Genomic DNA, 15,822 nt, shown 5'->3' on the forward strand with positions numbered 1-15,822 from the left:
TTTGGGCACGTCCGGCGGGGAACGGCGGTCCGGCCGTGAACCGCCGTCTGACCCTGCTCCTCGCCGTCACCTGCGCGGTGGCGGTGGGCAACCTCTACTTCCCCCAGGCCGTCGGCCCGCTGATCGCCACCGGTCTGCACGTGCCGCCGGGCGCGGCCACCGAGGTGGTGACCGCCACGCAGCTCGGCTACACGGCCGGGACGGTGCTGCTCGTGCCGCTCGGCGACCGGCTCCCGCATCGCCCGCTCCTCGTCACGCTGCTGGCCCTGACCGGCCTCGCCCTGCTCGCCGCGGGGTGCGCACCGGCGCTGCCGCCGCTGGTCGCCGCCAGTGCCGTCGTCGGCCTGACCACCGTGGGCGCCCAGGTCGTCGGCCCCCTCGCGGTCGGCCTGGTGGGCGCCGACCGCCAGGGCGCGGTGCTCGGCGCCCTGCTGAGCGGCTCGACCTGCGGCATGCTCCTGGCCCGCACCTTCAGCGGCACGCTCGGCGAGTGGCTGGGCTGGCGGGCGCCCTATGTGGTCGCCGCGGTCGTGGTGCTGCTCCTGGCCGCCGTCCTGGCGTGCGCGGTGCCGTCCAGCACGCCGCCGTCCCGGCAGGGCTACGCGGCCCTGCTCGCCGGGCCGCTGCGCCTGTTGCGCGCCGAGCCCGAGCTGCGCCGCTCCTGCCTGTACCAGGCCACCGTGTTCGCGGGGTTCTCCGCGGTGTGGACCTGCCTGGCGCTGCTGCTCGCGGGCCCTCGGTACGGGCTGGGCGCGCAGGCGGTCGGGGTGATCGCGCTCGTCGGGGCGGCGACCGTGTTCTGCACGCCGTTCGCCGGGCGCCTGGTGGACCGCCACGGTCCGGATCCGGTGAACCTCGTGTGCTTCCTCGGCGTACTGGCCTCGGCGGCGGTCCTGACCGCCGGTGCCCTGGGCGGCGTACCGGGTCTCGTCGCGCTGACGCTCGGGACGCTGATGCTGGACGTGGCGATGCAGTCCGGCATGGTCGCCAACCAGGCGCGCGTGTACGCGCTGCGCGCCGACGCGCGGGGCAGGCTCAACACCGCCTATATGACGTGCGCCTATCTGGGCGGCAGCGCGGGCTCCTGGCTCGGGGTGCGGATCTGGGGCCGCACCGGCTGGTGGGGGGTGTGCGCGCTCGTCGCCGCGCTCACGGCGGTCGCCCTGGCGCGCCACCTGCGGGCGACCGGGGCCCGCACGGGCCGCGCCGCCAAGGGGGCCTCGGGCCCGGAGCGGCCGCGTACGGGGTCGGGTCAGCGGGCGACCGCGCGGCAGTAGGCCTCGTCCGTGGCGAGGAGGTTGCGGTGGGTGTCCTCGGCGGTGATGACGCCGTCGTCCAGGACGAGGACCCGGTCGGCGGCATCGAGGAGGGCGGGGCTGCTCGTGATCACCAGGGTGGTGCGGCCCCGGCGCAGCTTGGCGACGTTGCGGGCGATGAGCTGCTCGGTGACCGCGTCCACGGCGGTGGTCGGGTCGTGCAGGACCAGGATGTCGGTGTCGGCGGCCAGGGCGCGGGCCAGGGACAAGCGTTGGCGCTGGCCTCCGGAGAGGTTCGCGCCGCGGTCGCGGACGCCGTAGTCGAGGCCCTCGCGGTGCAGGGCGACGACGTCGGTGAGCATGGACGCCTCGACGGCCTCGGGGACCGTCTCGCTGGTGCCGGACGGGTCGATGTTGCTGCGCAGGGTGCCCGCGAAGATCTCCCCGTCGTAGGGGTTCACCAGCAGGTGCTCGCGGACGGCCTCCACGGACAGCTCGCCGAGGTCCCGCCCGCCGAGCCGGACCGCGCCCTCGTACGCGTGCGGCGGGACGCGCACGGCGAGGACCGCCGCCAGGTCGGCGGCGGCGCGCGGCTGATAGGGCGCGATCGCCACGAACTCGCCCGCCGCCACCTGGAACTTCAGCTTCCGCAGGGTGCCGTGCCGGACGTAGTCGACGTCCAGGTCCGCGCCCGCCTCCGGGCGTCCGGAACCCGGGGTCGCCAGCGGCGGCGCGGTGAGGACGAGGGCCATCCGCTCGGCCGAGGCGCGCGCCATCATCACGTACTTCGGCATCTCCGAGAACAGCTTCAGGGGCTCCATGATGAACTGCGCGAGGCCCACGGCCATGACGAGTTCGCCGATGTTGATCTGCCCCTCGAAGGCCAGCCAGCCCGCCGTGAGGGTCACGGCGGCGGCGAGGACCGCGTTCAGGGCGAGGGCGGCGCCCGCGTAGCCGCCGTTGACCTTGGCGACGGTGACGGCCTGCTGCTTGGCCTCGGTGCTGACCTCGCGGTAGGAGCCGAACGCGGCGTGGTTGCCGCCGAAGCCGTGCAGCGGGCGCAGGCCGGTGATCAGGTCGGCGACCTTCGCCCCGGCCCGCGCCACCCGCGCCTGCTGCTCCTGCGTGCTGGAGCCGATGCGCCGGGACAGCACGCTGAGGATCGACAGGATCGCGACGGTGCCCACGATCACCAGCAGGCCGAGCCTGAGGTCGGCGAGGCCGAGCGCGACGGCCGCGACCGCCACCGCGACCATCGAGCTGATCAGCATCGGCACGACCTCGACGATGTCGGCGGTCTGGTCGGCGTCCTCGGTGGCGATGGTGAGGATCTCGCCGGACTTCAGGTCGACGTCGCGGGCCACCGGCTGAAGGCCGCAGGCCGCGACCTTGACCCGCCAGCGGTGCGCCTCCGTGGTGTTGGCCTTCTGCAGGATGCGCATGCCGAACCGCCACGACAGCGACACCGTCGTGATGATCACGGCGAGCGCGCCGATGGACACGGCGAGGGAGGCGAGGCTGCGGTCGTCCCGCATCGTGTGCTCGACGATCAGGCCGAGCGCGATGGGGAAGGCGGTTTCTCCCGCCTGGTACAGGCCCATGAGGACGGTGCCCCCGGCCATGGCGCCGACGTTGCGCCGCAGCGCGGTGCGCAGGATGTCGGACCCCGGTCGGGGCCGCTGGGTGTCAGGACTGGTCATCGAGGTGGCGGGCAATCGCTTCCGGGGTTCGCAGGGTGAACAGGTCACGGATGGTGACGACGGGGCCGAACTCGCGGCGGAGCAGCCCGATCAGGCGCACCGCCAGCATGGAGTGTCCCCGAGGGACACGAAGTCGCTCACGGCGCTCACCTCGTCGTCGTCCAGGTCCAGGGCCTCGGCGAAGAACTCGCAGACCACGGTCTCCGTCTCCGTCTCGGGACCGCGCTCCCCCGCCGTCGTCAGCGCGCCGAGCGGCTTGGCCTCGGGCAGCGCCTTCGTATCAGCCTTCCCGTTCACGGTGAGGGGGATGCTGTCGACCTGGGCGTAGTGCGTGGGGCGCAGGAAGTCCGGCAGGGCACCGCCCACGTCGGCGGCGACCGCCGCGAGGTCGGCGCCGTCGAGCACGAGGTAGGCGGCGAGCCGGTGCGCCCCGTCGACCTGCGGGTCCGGCTGGGCGACGGCGGCGGCGAAGCGCACCGCCGGGTGGGCGGCGAACGCGGCCTCCACCTCGCCGAGTTCCACCCGGTGCCCGCGGATCTTGACCTGCTGGTCGGTGCGGCCCAAGTACGTCAGGTTGCCGTCGGGCCGCCGCGTCACCAGGTCCCCGGTGCGGTACATGCGCGCGCCGGGCTCCCCGAAGGGGCAGGCCACGAAGCGGTGCGCGCTCTGCGCGGGCTGCCCGAGGTAGCCGCGCGCGATGCCGACGCCCGCCACGTACAGCTCGCCGGGGACGCCGTCGGGCAGGGGCCTGAGCCACGGGTCGAGGACGTACACGTCGGTGTTGTCGATGGCGACGCCCACCACCGGGTCCTGGCACTCGAAGGTGCCGACGCCCAGGGTGTTGATGGTGTACTCGGTGGGCCCGTACAGGTTGTAGCCGACGGTGCCCTCGGTGTCGGCGAGCTTCTGCCACAGCGTCGGCGTGACGGCCTCGCCGCCGAGCAGCACCAGGGCGGGGCGCCGCTCGGGGTCGTCGAGCAGGCCCTCGGCGGCGAGCTGCTGGGCGTACGTCGGCGTCACGTTGATGACGTCGATGCCGTGCTCCAGGCAGTAGGCGACCAGGCCCGGCGCGTCGCGGCGCAGCTCCTCGTCGCAGATGTGCACCTCGTGGCCGTCGGCGAGCCACAGCAGTTCCTCCCACGACATGTCGAAGGCGAACGACACGGTGTGGGCGATCCGGAAGATCCGGTGGCCGTGCTCGGCGAGGACCGGCTCGAAGATCCGCCGCTGGTGGTTGATCAGCATGTTGGTGAGCCCGGCGTACTCGGTCACCACGCCCTTGGGCTTTCCGGTGGAGCCGGAGGTGTAGATCGTGTACGCGGGGTGACGCAACCGGTCGGGGTCGTGCGGGTCGAAGGTGGTGAACGGCTCGGCGGCGGGCAGCGGCCGGTCCAGCTCGATCAGGTCGTCGGCCGTGACCGGGCCGCCGGTGAGGCGGGGCGTCACCGCGCTCACGGTGAGGATCACGTCCGGGCGGGCGTCCGTGACGATCGCCGCGATCCGCTCGTCCGGGTGGTCCAGCTCCAGGGGGACGTACGCGGCGCCGACGCGCAGGACGGCGAAGAGCGCCACGATCGAGTCGAAGGAGCGCGGCACGGCGAGGCCCACGGTCGTCTCCGGGCCGAGGCCGCGCCGGGCGAGCACGCCCGCGACCGCGCGGCTGCGGTCCTGAAGTTCGGCGAACGTCATGGTCGCGCCGTGGGCGACGAGCGCCACGCGGTCCGGGGCGCGGTCGGCGGCCTGGTCGAACCGGTCGACGACGGTGTCGGTGCCGATGTCCGTGCGGAGGGCCGGTTCGGGCTGCTTCCCGAGGCCCGGCAGCGTGCCGAGGGGGCCGTTCGCGCGGGCCAGGTCACGCAGGACGCGCAGGTAGTCGTCGAGGAGGCGGCGGGCGTGCGCGGTGTCGCCGTCGCGGTACTCCAGCTTGACGGTGAGCTGGTCGCCGGGGGTGACGACCCAGGTGAACGGGTAGTGCGTGGAGTCGTCGGCCTTGACCGAGGTGATGCCGTGGCGGGCGTTCATCTCGGCGAACGCGTCCAGGTCCAGGAAGTTCTGGAGCACGAACAGGTTGTCGAACAGGGTGTCGTGGCCGCTGGCCCGCTGGATCTCGCCGAGCCCCAGGTGCTCGTGCTCCATCGCCGCGACCCTGGCCGCCTGGACGGCGCCGAGGTAGTCCCGGACGGTGTGCTCGGGCCGGGCCCGCGTCCACATCGGCACGGTGTTGAGGAGCACGCCGACGACTTCCGACAGGCCCTCCAGGCCCTCGCCGTCGCGCCCGGAGACGGTCACGCCGAACACGGCGTCGGCGCGCCCGGTGTGCGCGCCGAGCAGCAGCCCGAACGCGCCGGTGAGGACGGAGTTGAGGGTGACGCCGTGCGTCTTGGCGGCGGTGCGCAGCTGGTCGGACTGCTCGGCGGTCAGCGTGTGCACGAGGGCGCGCGGCAGGTCGTCGGTGAGGACCGGCGCCGGTCCGGCGAGCAGCGTGGGACCGGGCAGGCCCGCCAGGTGCCCGGCCCAGAAGCGCTCCGACGGGGCGGGGTCCTTGGCGGCCAGGGCCCGGGCGTGGTCCTCGAAGGCGGGCGTGGCCGGGGTCGCGTCCAGCGGCTCGCCCGCGAGGACGGCCTCGTAGGCGGCGAACAGGTCGCGCAGCACGATCTCGCGGGACCAGCCGTCCCACAGCAGCAGGTGGTAGCTGAACAGCAGGCCGTCACGGCCGTCGGGGAGCCGGACCACGGTCAGCCGGATCAGCGGCGGCTGGCCGACGTCGAAGCCCGTGTCGCGGTCCTGGGCGCGCAGTGCGTCGACCTCGGCGTCCGTGGCCAGCTCGATCGTGCGGACGGCGACGCGGCGGCCCGCCTTGAGGACCTGGACGGGGTCGCCGTCGTCGTCGGTGGCGAAGCCCGCGCCCACGACGGGGTGGCGTGCGATCACCTGCGCCATGGCGTCGGCGAGCGCGTCGGTGTCCAGGCGCCGGTCGAAGGTGAACCAGCTCTGCGCCACGTAGTGCCCGGCCTGGCCCGCCAGCTGGGCCTGGAAGAACAGGCCGCGCTGGAGCGGGGTGACCGGCGCGGTGCGCTCGGCGGTGGTGGCGGCGTCGGCGACGCGCTCCAGGGCGGCCAGCCAGTGCGCGGTGATCGCGTCGGGGACGCCGTCGGCGAGCGTGAACGTGGCGTGCAGGGCGCCGGTGGCCGCGTCGGTCCACGCGTTGACCTCGACGGCGTACGGGCTGCCCTGGTCCCCGGCGGTCAGGCGCAGGGCCTCGGACTCGCCGCCCCGGCCCAGGTAGTTGAACAGGACCTGGGGGCGGGCGGTCAGGAGCGGAGCCGTCTGCGGGTTGAGGTAGCGCAGTTGCCCGTAGGCGACGTGGCCGCGCTCGTCGGGCTGGCGCTCGGCGACCTCGCGGGCCGCGGCGACGGGGTCGGTGTGCGCCGTGAGCCGCACGGGCGCGATGGCGGTGAACCAGCCGACGGTGCGCGTGTAGTCGTGGTGCTCGCGCACCGGCACCCGACCGTGCCGCTCCAGGTCGACCGCGAGGTCGGTGGGGGCGGCCTGGACGCCGGTGAGCGCGGTGCGCAGCGCGCCGCACAGCAGCTCGGTGAGGCCGACGCCGAGGGCGGTGGGCGCGGTGCGGGTGACGCGGTCGCTGATGTCGGCCGCGAGGGTGACGGTGGTCTCGCGCAGTTCCCCGACCGCCGGGAGCAGCGGCGGCGCCTGGAGCGTGGTGACCCAGTGCCCGAGGCCGTCGACGGCTTCGGTGGCGCCCAGGGCCAGCGCCTCGGCGTACTCGGCGTACGACGTGGTCGGCGGGGCCAGGGGCGCGCCCCGCAGGGCGGTGGCCAGGTCGTCGAGGAGGACCAGCCAGGACACCGAGTCGACGGCGAGGTGGTGGACGGTGACGACGAGCGCCCGGGACGTCTCCAGCCAGGCGAACGCGACGACGTCGCCGTTCTCCGGGTCGAGGCGCCCGGCGGCTTCGTCGGCCACGGCCGTGGCGTCGGTGGTGTCGGCGCGTACGACGGTGACCTCGCGGGCGGGTTCGGTGCGCAGGGTCCAGACGCCGTGCTCGGCGCGCAGCCTCAGGCGCAGCGCCGGGTGGGCGGCCACGACGGCCCGCGCGGCGCGCTCGACGTCGGCGAGGGAGGTGCCCTCGGGCACCTGGACCGTCCTGGCCTGGGCGAACCGGGCGAGGGAGCCGCCGAGTTCGCGCTGGCGCAGGATGATGGGCGTCGGCGGGAGGGGGCCGTCGTCGCGCCGCGCGGGTGCCGCGGCCGCTGGGGTCTGCGGGGCGGTCGTCGCCAGGTGCGCGGCGAGCGCGCGGGGCGTGCGGTGCAGGAAGACGTCCTTGGGCGCGATCGCCAGGCCGAGCGCCCGGGCCCGGTTGATCAGGGTGATGGCGACGATGCTGTCGCCTCCGGCCGCGAAGAAGTCGGTGTCCTCGTCCACGGCGGCGCCGGGCAGCGTCTCGGCGAAGACCTCGACGAGCGGCCCGGAAGCAGTCGCGTCACCGGCGGGCGGCGGCGGGCCGTCCTGGGCCGCGCGAGCGGCCAGGGCCGCGCGGTCCAGCTTGCCGTTGACCGTCAGCGGCAGCGCGTCCACGCCGAGCACCCGGCCCGGCACCATGTGCGCGGGCAGCTTCGCGGACAGCAGTGCCGCGAAGTCGTCCGGCGCCCGGCCCACGACGTGCGCCACGAGGTGGTCTCCGCTGTCCGCGACGGTGACGGCCGCGTCCACGACGCCCCGCACCTCCCGTACGGCGGACTCGACTTCGCCCAGTTCGATGCGGAAGCCCTTGAGCTGGACCTGGTCGTCGGCGCGTCCCGCGAACTCCAGCTCGCCGTCGAGCGTGCGGCGGGCCAGGTCACCGGTGTGGTACATGCGGGAGCCGTCGGCCGCGAACGGGTCGGCGACGAACCGGCCCGCCGTCAGCCCCGGGCGGCCCAGGTAGCCGAGGGACACCTGGTCACCGGCGACGTAGATGGCGCCGACCTTCCCCGGCGGCACCGGCCGGAGCCGGTCGTCGAGCAGATGGGTGACCAGGCCGGGCAGGGGGCCGCCGATCGGGCTGGCGTCGGCGCCGAGGGCGAAGTCCTCGTCGGTCAGCACGCGGTGGGTGACGTGGACGGTGGTCTCGGTGATCCCGTACATGTTGACCAGCTCGGGCGTGCCCGTGCCGTGCCGCTCGACCCAGCCGCGCAGCCGCCCGAGGTCGAGGGCCTCGCCGCCGAAGACGATCCGGCGCAGCGCGGTGAGGGGCCCGTCGGCGTGCCGGTCGGCCTCGATGAACTGGTAGAACGCGGACGGCGTCTGGTTGAGCACGGTCACCTGGCGCTCGCGCACCAGGCGGTGGAAGTCGACCGGCGAGCGGGTCAGCGCGTAGTCGGGGACGAGGAGTTCACCGCCGTGCGCGAGGGCGCCCCACAGCTCCCAGACCGCGAAGTCGAAGGAGTACGAGTGGAACTGGACCCACACGTCGTCGGGCCCGAAGCCCATGTCGGGCTGGGTGTTCGCCAGCAGGGTCACCACGCTGGAGTGCGGGACGACGACGCCCTTGGGGCGGCCGGTCGATCCGGACGTGTAGATGACGTACGCGGGGTCGTGCCAGCTCGGCGCGCGCAGCGGGCCGGTGGCGGTGGCGGCGTCCGGGGCGTCTGGGGCGTCTGGGGCGTTCTGTGGCGGCTCCTCCCCCAGCGTGAGGACCCGCGCCGCGACGCCCGTCCGGTCCAGCAGGCCGGTGAAGCGGTCCCGCTGCCCGGCGTCCACGAGGACGACCTGCGGGGCGGCGTCGGCGATGACGTACTCCAGGCGCTCGTCCGGGTACGCCAGGTCGAGGGGCACATAGGCGCCGCCCGCGCTGACGACCGCGACGAGCGCCACGACCTGCTCCACGGAGCGCGGCACGGCGACCGCGACCCGCTCGCCCGGGCCGACCCCGGCGGCGCGCAGCACTGCCGCCAACGCGTCCTTCTCGGCGGCCAGTTGACCGTACGTCAGGGACTTGGTGGCGCCGTCGAGGCCGCACTGGGTGACGGCGGTGGCGGCCGGGTCGCGGTCCGCGGCGGCGTCGAAGAGACCGGCCAGGGTCGTGGGGGTGACGGGCGCGGGGCGCCGGTCGCCCCCGGCCGCCAGCTCGGCGACGGGGGCGTCCGGGCGGCCGAGCAGGGCGGTGAGGGTGCGGGTGAAGGTGCCCAGGACCGCCCGGGCGGTGGACTCGCGCAGCAGTTCGCCGTCGTAGATGAGGTTGAAGCGCGGGCGGCCGTCGGGCGCGCGCTCCACCACCAGCGTCAGCGGGTAGTGCGGAGCGCCCTCGTTGGTGACGTCGGCGATGGTCAGCGTGTCGCCGGGGCGGCGCAGGGCGGTGACGTCGGTGGCGACGTCGAACACCACGAGGGTGTCGAACAGGGACCCGGCGTTCGCCTGCCGCCCGATCCGGCCCAGTGACACGTGCTGGTGCGGCAGGACGGCGCTCTGGTGCTCCCGCACCGAGGCCAGCAGGTCGCGGGCGGTGGTGGCGTCGGTCCACCGGGCGCGCACGGGGATGGTGTTGATGAACAGGCCCACCATGTCCTCGATGCCGGGTACGTCCGCGTCGCGGCCGGACACCGTGGAGCCGAACACCACGTCCTGGCCGTGCAGGATGCCGCCGAGCGTGACCGACCAGGCGCTGTGCACGGCCACGCTCAGCGGCACGCCCGCCGCGCGGACCGCCGCGTCGATGTCGTCCTGCGGCTCGGCGGCGACGTCGGCGAACCGGTCCGAGGGGGTGTGCCCCTCGGCGACCAGCGACGGCCCCGGCAGCCCGGCGAGTTCCGCGCCCCACACCCGGTCGCTCTCGTCGGCGTCGCGCCCGGCGAGCCAGCGTACGTAGTCGGGGAAGCCGCCGAGCGGGTGGACGGTGCCCGGCGCGTGGTACTCGGCCAGGAGGGCGCGCAGCATCGGCGGCACCGACCAGCCGTCGGCGATGATGTGGTGCACGGTCTGCACCAGGACGGTGCGGCCCGAGCCCGCGCGGACCAGGGTGTACCGCATCAGCGGTCCGGTGGCCAGGTCGAACCCGGCGCGCCGGTCGCGTTCGGCGAGGTCGCGGAGTTCCGCGTCGGTGATGCCGGGCCGGTCGAGCACGGTGAACGGCGCTTCGGCGCCGGTCTCCAGGACGGAGACCACGCGCCCGTCGGCGAGGGCCACGAACCGCGCGGCCAGGTTCGGGTAGAGGGTGAGCAGCCGGGTGGCCGCCGCCGCGAGCCGGTCGGCGTCCACCTCGCCGTCCGCCGCGTCCAGGGTGAGGAGCTGCTGCTCGACGTAGGCGCCCGCGGTGTCGTCGTCGAACACCGAGTGGAAGTACAGGCCCTCCTGGAGCGGCGTGAGCGGCAGCACGTCCCGCAGCCCGGGTCCTTCGAGGGCGTCGACGTCGGCCTGCGTGAGCGGCACCAGCGGGAAGTCGCTGGGCGTGTGGCCGCCCTCGTCGAGGGCGGCGAGCCCGGCAAGCGCCTGGCGGAAGTACCCGCCGAGCGTCTTGATGTCGTCGTCGGTGAACACGCCGTCGGGCCAGGACACGGTGGTGACCAGCTCGTAGGCGCCGCTGGCGGCGGGCTCGGCGATGGCGTTGAACTCCAGGGCGCGCGGCAGGCGCATCCTCGGGTCGCGCTTCTCGCCCAACTGGCCCGTGGTGCGGGCGAGTTGCCAGTCGCCGGAGGCGCCCGCGTCGAAGCGGCCCAGGTAGTTGAAGAGCACCTGCGGCGCGGGCGCGTCGAACGCGGTGTCGGCGAGGTAGCGCAGGGCGCCGTAGGAGACGCCGTTGTCGGGCACCCGGGCCAGGTCCTCCTTGACGGCCTTGAGGGCGGCGGCGAGGTAGGCGGGCGCGGTGGGGTCCTCGGCGGGGCCCGGGTCGACGGTCACCGGGAAGAGGGTGGTGAACCAGCCCACGGTCCGCGACAGATCCGGGTCGAATCCGGCGGCGTCCGCCACGAACTGGCCCTCGCGGCCGTGGCCTTCGAGTTCGATGTGGGCGAACGTCTGGTCCTGGCCGAGGTCGCGGCGCCAGCGGGCGAGAGCCACGGCGAGCGCGGTGAGCAGGACGTCGTTGACGCCCGCGTGGAACTTCGCGGGTATCTCGCCGAGGAGCGCGGCGGTGACCTCGGGGCCGACGGAGACGGTCCGTATCCGCTCCCGCGCCACGGTGTCCGCCTCGGTCAGGGCCCGCCTGCCCAGCGGCTGGTCCACGCCCGGCAGGGGCTGGTGGAAGTAGGTGCCGTCCGTGTCGGCCGCCGCGCGCTGAAGGAGCTGGGTCCAGCGGCGGAACGAGGTGCCCACGGGCGGCAGTTCGACGGGGGTGCCGGTGGTGAACTGCCGCCAGGCCGTGGCCAGGTCCTCCATCAGGACCCGCCAGGACACGCCGTCGATCACCACGTGGTGGGCGACGAGGACCAACTGCCGTGCCGCGCGGCGCCATACGGCGCGCAGCATGACGCCGCCGTCGGGGTCGAGGCCGTCGGTGGCGAGGGCGACGCACTCCTCCAGCGGCCGGTCGCTCTCCTGCCACGCGGCGCTCGCCCCGTCCGCGTCGGGGATGTCGAAGCCCCAGCGGTCGCCGCGCACCAGCTGGGCGCGGAGCATGTCGTGCCGGGCGACGACGGCGGTGAGGATCGCGTCGAGGGCGTCGGCGGTCAGGTCCCGGGGGTGTTGAGGACCACCGACTGCACGAAGCCGTCGACGGCGTCGGTGGTCTCGCCGAGCCACTGCACGATGGGCGAGCCCACGACGGTGCCGGTGGGGGCGTCGGCGTGGTCCACGGCCGTGGCGTCCTCGCCGCTGGCCACCGCCGCGAGGGCGCCCACGACGCTGTGCGTGAAGATCTGCCGCGCGGTGACGTACAGACCGGCGTCCCGCAGCGCGCTCAGCAGCGAGATCGCCAGGATGCTGTCGCCGCCGAGCTGGAAGAAGTCCTGGTCGACACCGACCGCGTCGAGCTGGAGGACCGAGGCGACCGCCGCGCACACCGCGCGCTCGTTGTCGGTGGCGGGCGGGGCGAGCACGCCCGTGCCGACCACGGGCTCCGGCAGCGCCTTCCGGTCGAGCTTGCCGTTCGCGGTCAGCGGGAACTCCGCCATGACGACGATGTGCGCGGGCACCATGTAGTCGACCATGTGCGCGGCGGCCCAGGCCTTGACGTCGTCGGCCCGCAGGCCCTCGCTCCCGGTGGCCGGGATGACGTAGCCGACGAGGTAGGTGCCGCCCGCCGCGTTCTTCCTGGCGACGACGCAGGTGTGGCGTACGCCGGGGTGTTCGGCGAGACCGGCCTCGACGTCCTCGATCTCCAGGCGCATGCCCCGGATCTTGACCTGGTTGTCGGCGCGGCCGAGGAAGTCCAGGGAGCCGTCGGGCGCGAACCGGGCGAGGTCACCGGTGCGGTAGAGCCGGGAGCCGTCGCTGGCGAAAGGGTTCGCCACGAACCGGGACGCCGTGAGGCCGGGCGCGTTCACATAGCCGCGCCCGAGCAGGAAGCCGCCCACGTACAGCTCGCCGCCGACGCCGACCGGGACCGGGCGCAGCTCGTCGTCGAGGACGTACAGCTGGGTGTTGGGGTTGGCCCTGCCGATCGACGTCGACAGGCGCTCGGCCGCGCCCCGGTAGATGACGTGGGAGACGCCGATGGTGGTCTCGGCCGGGCCGTAGCCGTGGTACATGGGGATGTCGAGCCGGGTGCGGAACCGTTCGTACAGCTCCGGGGTGAGCACCTCGCCACCGCACCACACGTGCCGCAGGCTGTCCAGGCGCCCGGAGTCGCCCGCCATCTCCAGGAGCACGTCCAGCATGGACGACACCAGGTAGGTGAAGGTGACGCGCTGTTCGGAGATGACGCTCAGCAGGTGGTGCGGGTCGCGTTCGCCGCCGGGGCGCAGGACCACCAGGCGGCCGCCGCTCACCAGCGGCAGGAAGATCTCGTTGAGGGAGATGTCGAAGGACAGCGGCGCCTTGAACAGCGAGGCGTCGTCGTGGCCGAAGCCCAGGATCTCGCCCACCTGCCACAGCAGGCGCTCGCTGATCGCCTCGTGACGGATCATCGCGCCCTTGGGGCGGCCGGTCGAGCCGGATGTGAAGATGACGTAGGCGAGGGCGTCGCCGCGCACGGCGACGCCGGTCCCGCCGGTGGGGTAGGCGCCGTACCGCCAGTCGTCGAGGTCGACGGCCACGGCGTCCGGCTCGCCCGGCTCGTGGCGGCCGGAGTCGTTGAGCTGCGCGACGACCCGGGCGTCGTCGATGACCACGGTCCGGCGCGCGGCGGGCCACCGCGGGTCCAGCGGCACGAACGCGCAGCCCGCCTGGAGCACACCGAGCAGCCCGATGACCATCTCGGCGGACCGGTCGAGGGAGATGCCGACGACCTGCTCCGCCCGCAGCCCGCGCTCGATCAGGTGGTGGGCCAACTGGCTGGAGAACTCGGCCGCCTGACGGTAGGTCAGGGTGCGGCGCTCGTCGACGATGGCGACGGCGTCCGGCCGGGACCTGGCCTGTTCGAGGAACAGTTCCACGATGGTCGGCCGGACCCGCTCGGCCCCGGTGTCGTTCCACTCGGCCAGCGTGGCGAGCCGGTCCGCCACGCTGGAGGGGCCGATGGTGCCGAGGGGGCGGTCCGGGAAGTCGGCCAGGTCGTCGAGCGCGCGCTGCGCCTCGGCGAGGTCGGTCCCCTCGGGTACGGAGACGCTGCGGCCGTCCGCGTCGGCCCGCCAGTCGGCGGGCGCGGTGCCGCCGTTGTCGGCCAGGCCGAGGACGTCGGCGAACAGGGTGTCGTCGGTGAGGCCGATGCCGTCGGGGCCCTGGCCGGTCGCCCAGTAGGCGAGCGCGATGGCGCAGGCTTCGGTGATGGTCCTGTCGGAGCAGTCGCCGTAGTCGCCCATGCGGCGCCGTACGCCGTCGAGCCGGGCGGGAGTGAGCAGCGCGAGACGAGCGCGCGCTTCCCTCGTCGAGGACTCGGCGTTCACCGTCGAGGACTCAGCGTTCACCGAAGACTCAGCGTTCATCGAGACTCAGCATTTCCTTCCAAGGAACGAACGTCGGCACACCCTGATGAAGGTGTGCCTAACTGCCTTCGCGCCAGGCCCGCCACAGGCGCGCGTACCGGCCGCCGAGCGCCACCAGCTCGTCGTGGGTGCCCTGCTCCACGACGCGGCCCGCGTCGAGCACGGCGATGCGGTCCGCCGCCATGGCCTGGGTGAGCCGGTGCGCCACGAACAGCGTGGTGCGGCCCGCGCACGCGGCGAGCACCGCCCGCTCCAGCTCGGCGGCGCCCGCGCTGCCCGCCTCGGCGGTGGACTCGTCGAGCACCACCACGGGCGCCCGGCCGAGCACGAGCCGGGCCAGCGCTACCTGGGCGACCTTGGTGACGTCCAGGCGCTCGCCGCCCTCGCCGACCAGGGTGTGCAGGCCCTCGGGCAGCGCCTCCACCCAGCCGTCGGCGCCGACCGTGCGCAGCGCGGCCAGCAGCTCGGCGTCGGTCGCGCGCGGGGCGGCCAGGCGCAGGTCGTCGGCGAGGGAGCCGGAGAACACATGGGTCTCCTGCGTGAGGATGCTCACCAACGCCCGGGCCTCGGCCTCGTCCACGTCGGCGAGGTCGGTCTCCCCGATGCGCACGGACCCGGCCTGCGGGGTGCCGATGCCCGCGATCAGCGCGGCGAGCGTCGACTTGCCCGCGCCCGTCGCCCCGACCAGGGCGAGCGAGCCGCCCGCCGGGATCGTCAGGTCGACGTCCCTGAGGACCGGCTCCTCGGTGTCGGGATAGCTGAACGTCAGCCCCCGCACCGTCACCGGGCAGGCCGTGGCGTCCGCCGTCGCGACGGCCGCGTCCCCCACGAGGCGCTCCTGCGCGGGCTCGCTGAGCACGCCGACCAGACGGGTCAGACTGGCGCCCGACTTCTGCGCCTCGTCGAAGGTGAACATGATGGCGCCCAGCGGCGTGAACAGGCGGTGGAACATCAGCGGGGCCGCCGAGACCTGCCCCAGGCTCGCGGCGTCGGCCTCCAGGAGGGCGTACCCCACCACGATGATGAGGACGAGGCCGATGAACTCGGCGCGGTTCTCCCGGCCGACGAACCGGCCGAAGAACCGGAACACGTCGATGCCGTAGGTGCGCACCCGCCACGACTGGTCGGTGACCTGCTGGCGGACGGAGTCCTCCAGGCGGTACGCGCGGACGGTGTCGATCCCGTTGAGACCGCTGATCAGCGCCTGCGCGCGGTCGGCCTGGGCCGTCCGCTGCTTCCGGTACAGCGGGGCGGACCGGGGCAGGTACCAGCGCAGGGCGAACGCGTAGGCGGGCAGGGCGCCCGCGCCCGCGAGGCCGAGCCGCCAGTCGAGGCCGAACATGCCGACCGTGGCGATGAAGACGAGGACCCCCGCCGAGAACACGGTGGGGATGGCCATGCGGATGCCCTTGGAGAGCACCGCCACGTCGTCACCGACCCGGGACAGCACGTCGCCGCGGCCGACCTGCTCGATGCGGGCGCTCGGCATCCCCAGCACCGCGCGGACGGCGCCCTCGCGCAACGTGGCGAGCAGCTCCGCGCCCAGACGCCCGATCAGATACGTCGACGCGGCGGTGGCCACCGCGCCGAGCAGCGCGGCGGCGACCATCAGCACACCGGTCCGCGTGAGGACCGAGCGGGACTCGCCGTCGACCACTCCGTCCACCACCCGGCCGAGGAGGAGCACCGGCAGCACCTGGAGTGCCGCCCCGGCCACCGTGGTGAGCACGGTGGCGACCGTCAGCCAGGGCACCTCGCGGCAGTGCGCCGCGACCCATCGGGTGGCCTCGCGTCCGGTCGCCGTGCGCAGGGCCGCCGGGGCGGCGGCCCGTGTGTCGGTCGTGCTCACAC

The 15,822-nt window shown here is 74.4% G+C and carries 3 protein-coding genes and 1 pseudogene; 1 reads left to right on the plus strand and 3 read right to left on the minus strand.

What is annotated here, in order from left to right:
- Positions 1-35 precede the first annotated feature (35 nt).
- Positions 36-1,277, plus strand: coding sequence for an MFS transporter (locus ACOBQU_RS03610; protein ID WP_423624444.1), 1,242 nt, complete (start codon positions 36-38; stop codon positions 1,275-1,277).
- Here the strand turns inward: ACOBQU_RS03610 and ACOBQU_RS03615 are convergent.
- The 3 genes and pseudogenes from ACOBQU_RS03615 to ACOBQU_RS03625 all read right to left on the minus strand — a co-directional run bounded on the left by ACOBQU_RS03615 (position 1,253) and on the right by ACOBQU_RS03625 (position 15,820).
- Complete coding sequence (locus ACOBQU_RS03615) at positions 1,253-2,956, minus strand: ABC transporter ATP-binding protein (RefSeq protein ID WP_423624445.1); 1,704 nt, start codon at positions 2,954-2,956, stop codon at positions 1,253-1,255. The two genes, ACOBQU_RS03610 and ACOBQU_RS03615, sit on opposite strands and share 25 nt — an antisense overlap.
- Positions 2,943-13,848: pseudogene (locus tag ACOBQU_RS03620) on the minus strand (amino acid adenylation domain-containing protein). The gene ACOBQU_RS03615 and the pseudogene ACOBQU_RS03620 overlap by 14 nt, the downstream one beginning before the upstream one ends.
- A 181-nt stretch (positions 13,849-14,029) precedes the next feature.
- Complete coding sequence (locus ACOBQU_RS03625) at positions 14,030-15,820, minus strand: ABC transporter ATP-binding protein (protein ID WP_423624446.1); 1,791 nt, start codon at positions 15,818-15,820, stop codon at positions 14,030-14,032.
- Positions 15,821-15,822: the final 2 nt, after the last annotated feature.

Origin of the sequence: Streptomyces sp. G45 (assembly GCF_049542095.1) — a bacterium.
Taxonomy (GTDB): Bacteria; Actinomycetota; Actinomycetes; order Streptomycetales; family Streptomycetaceae; genus Streptomyces.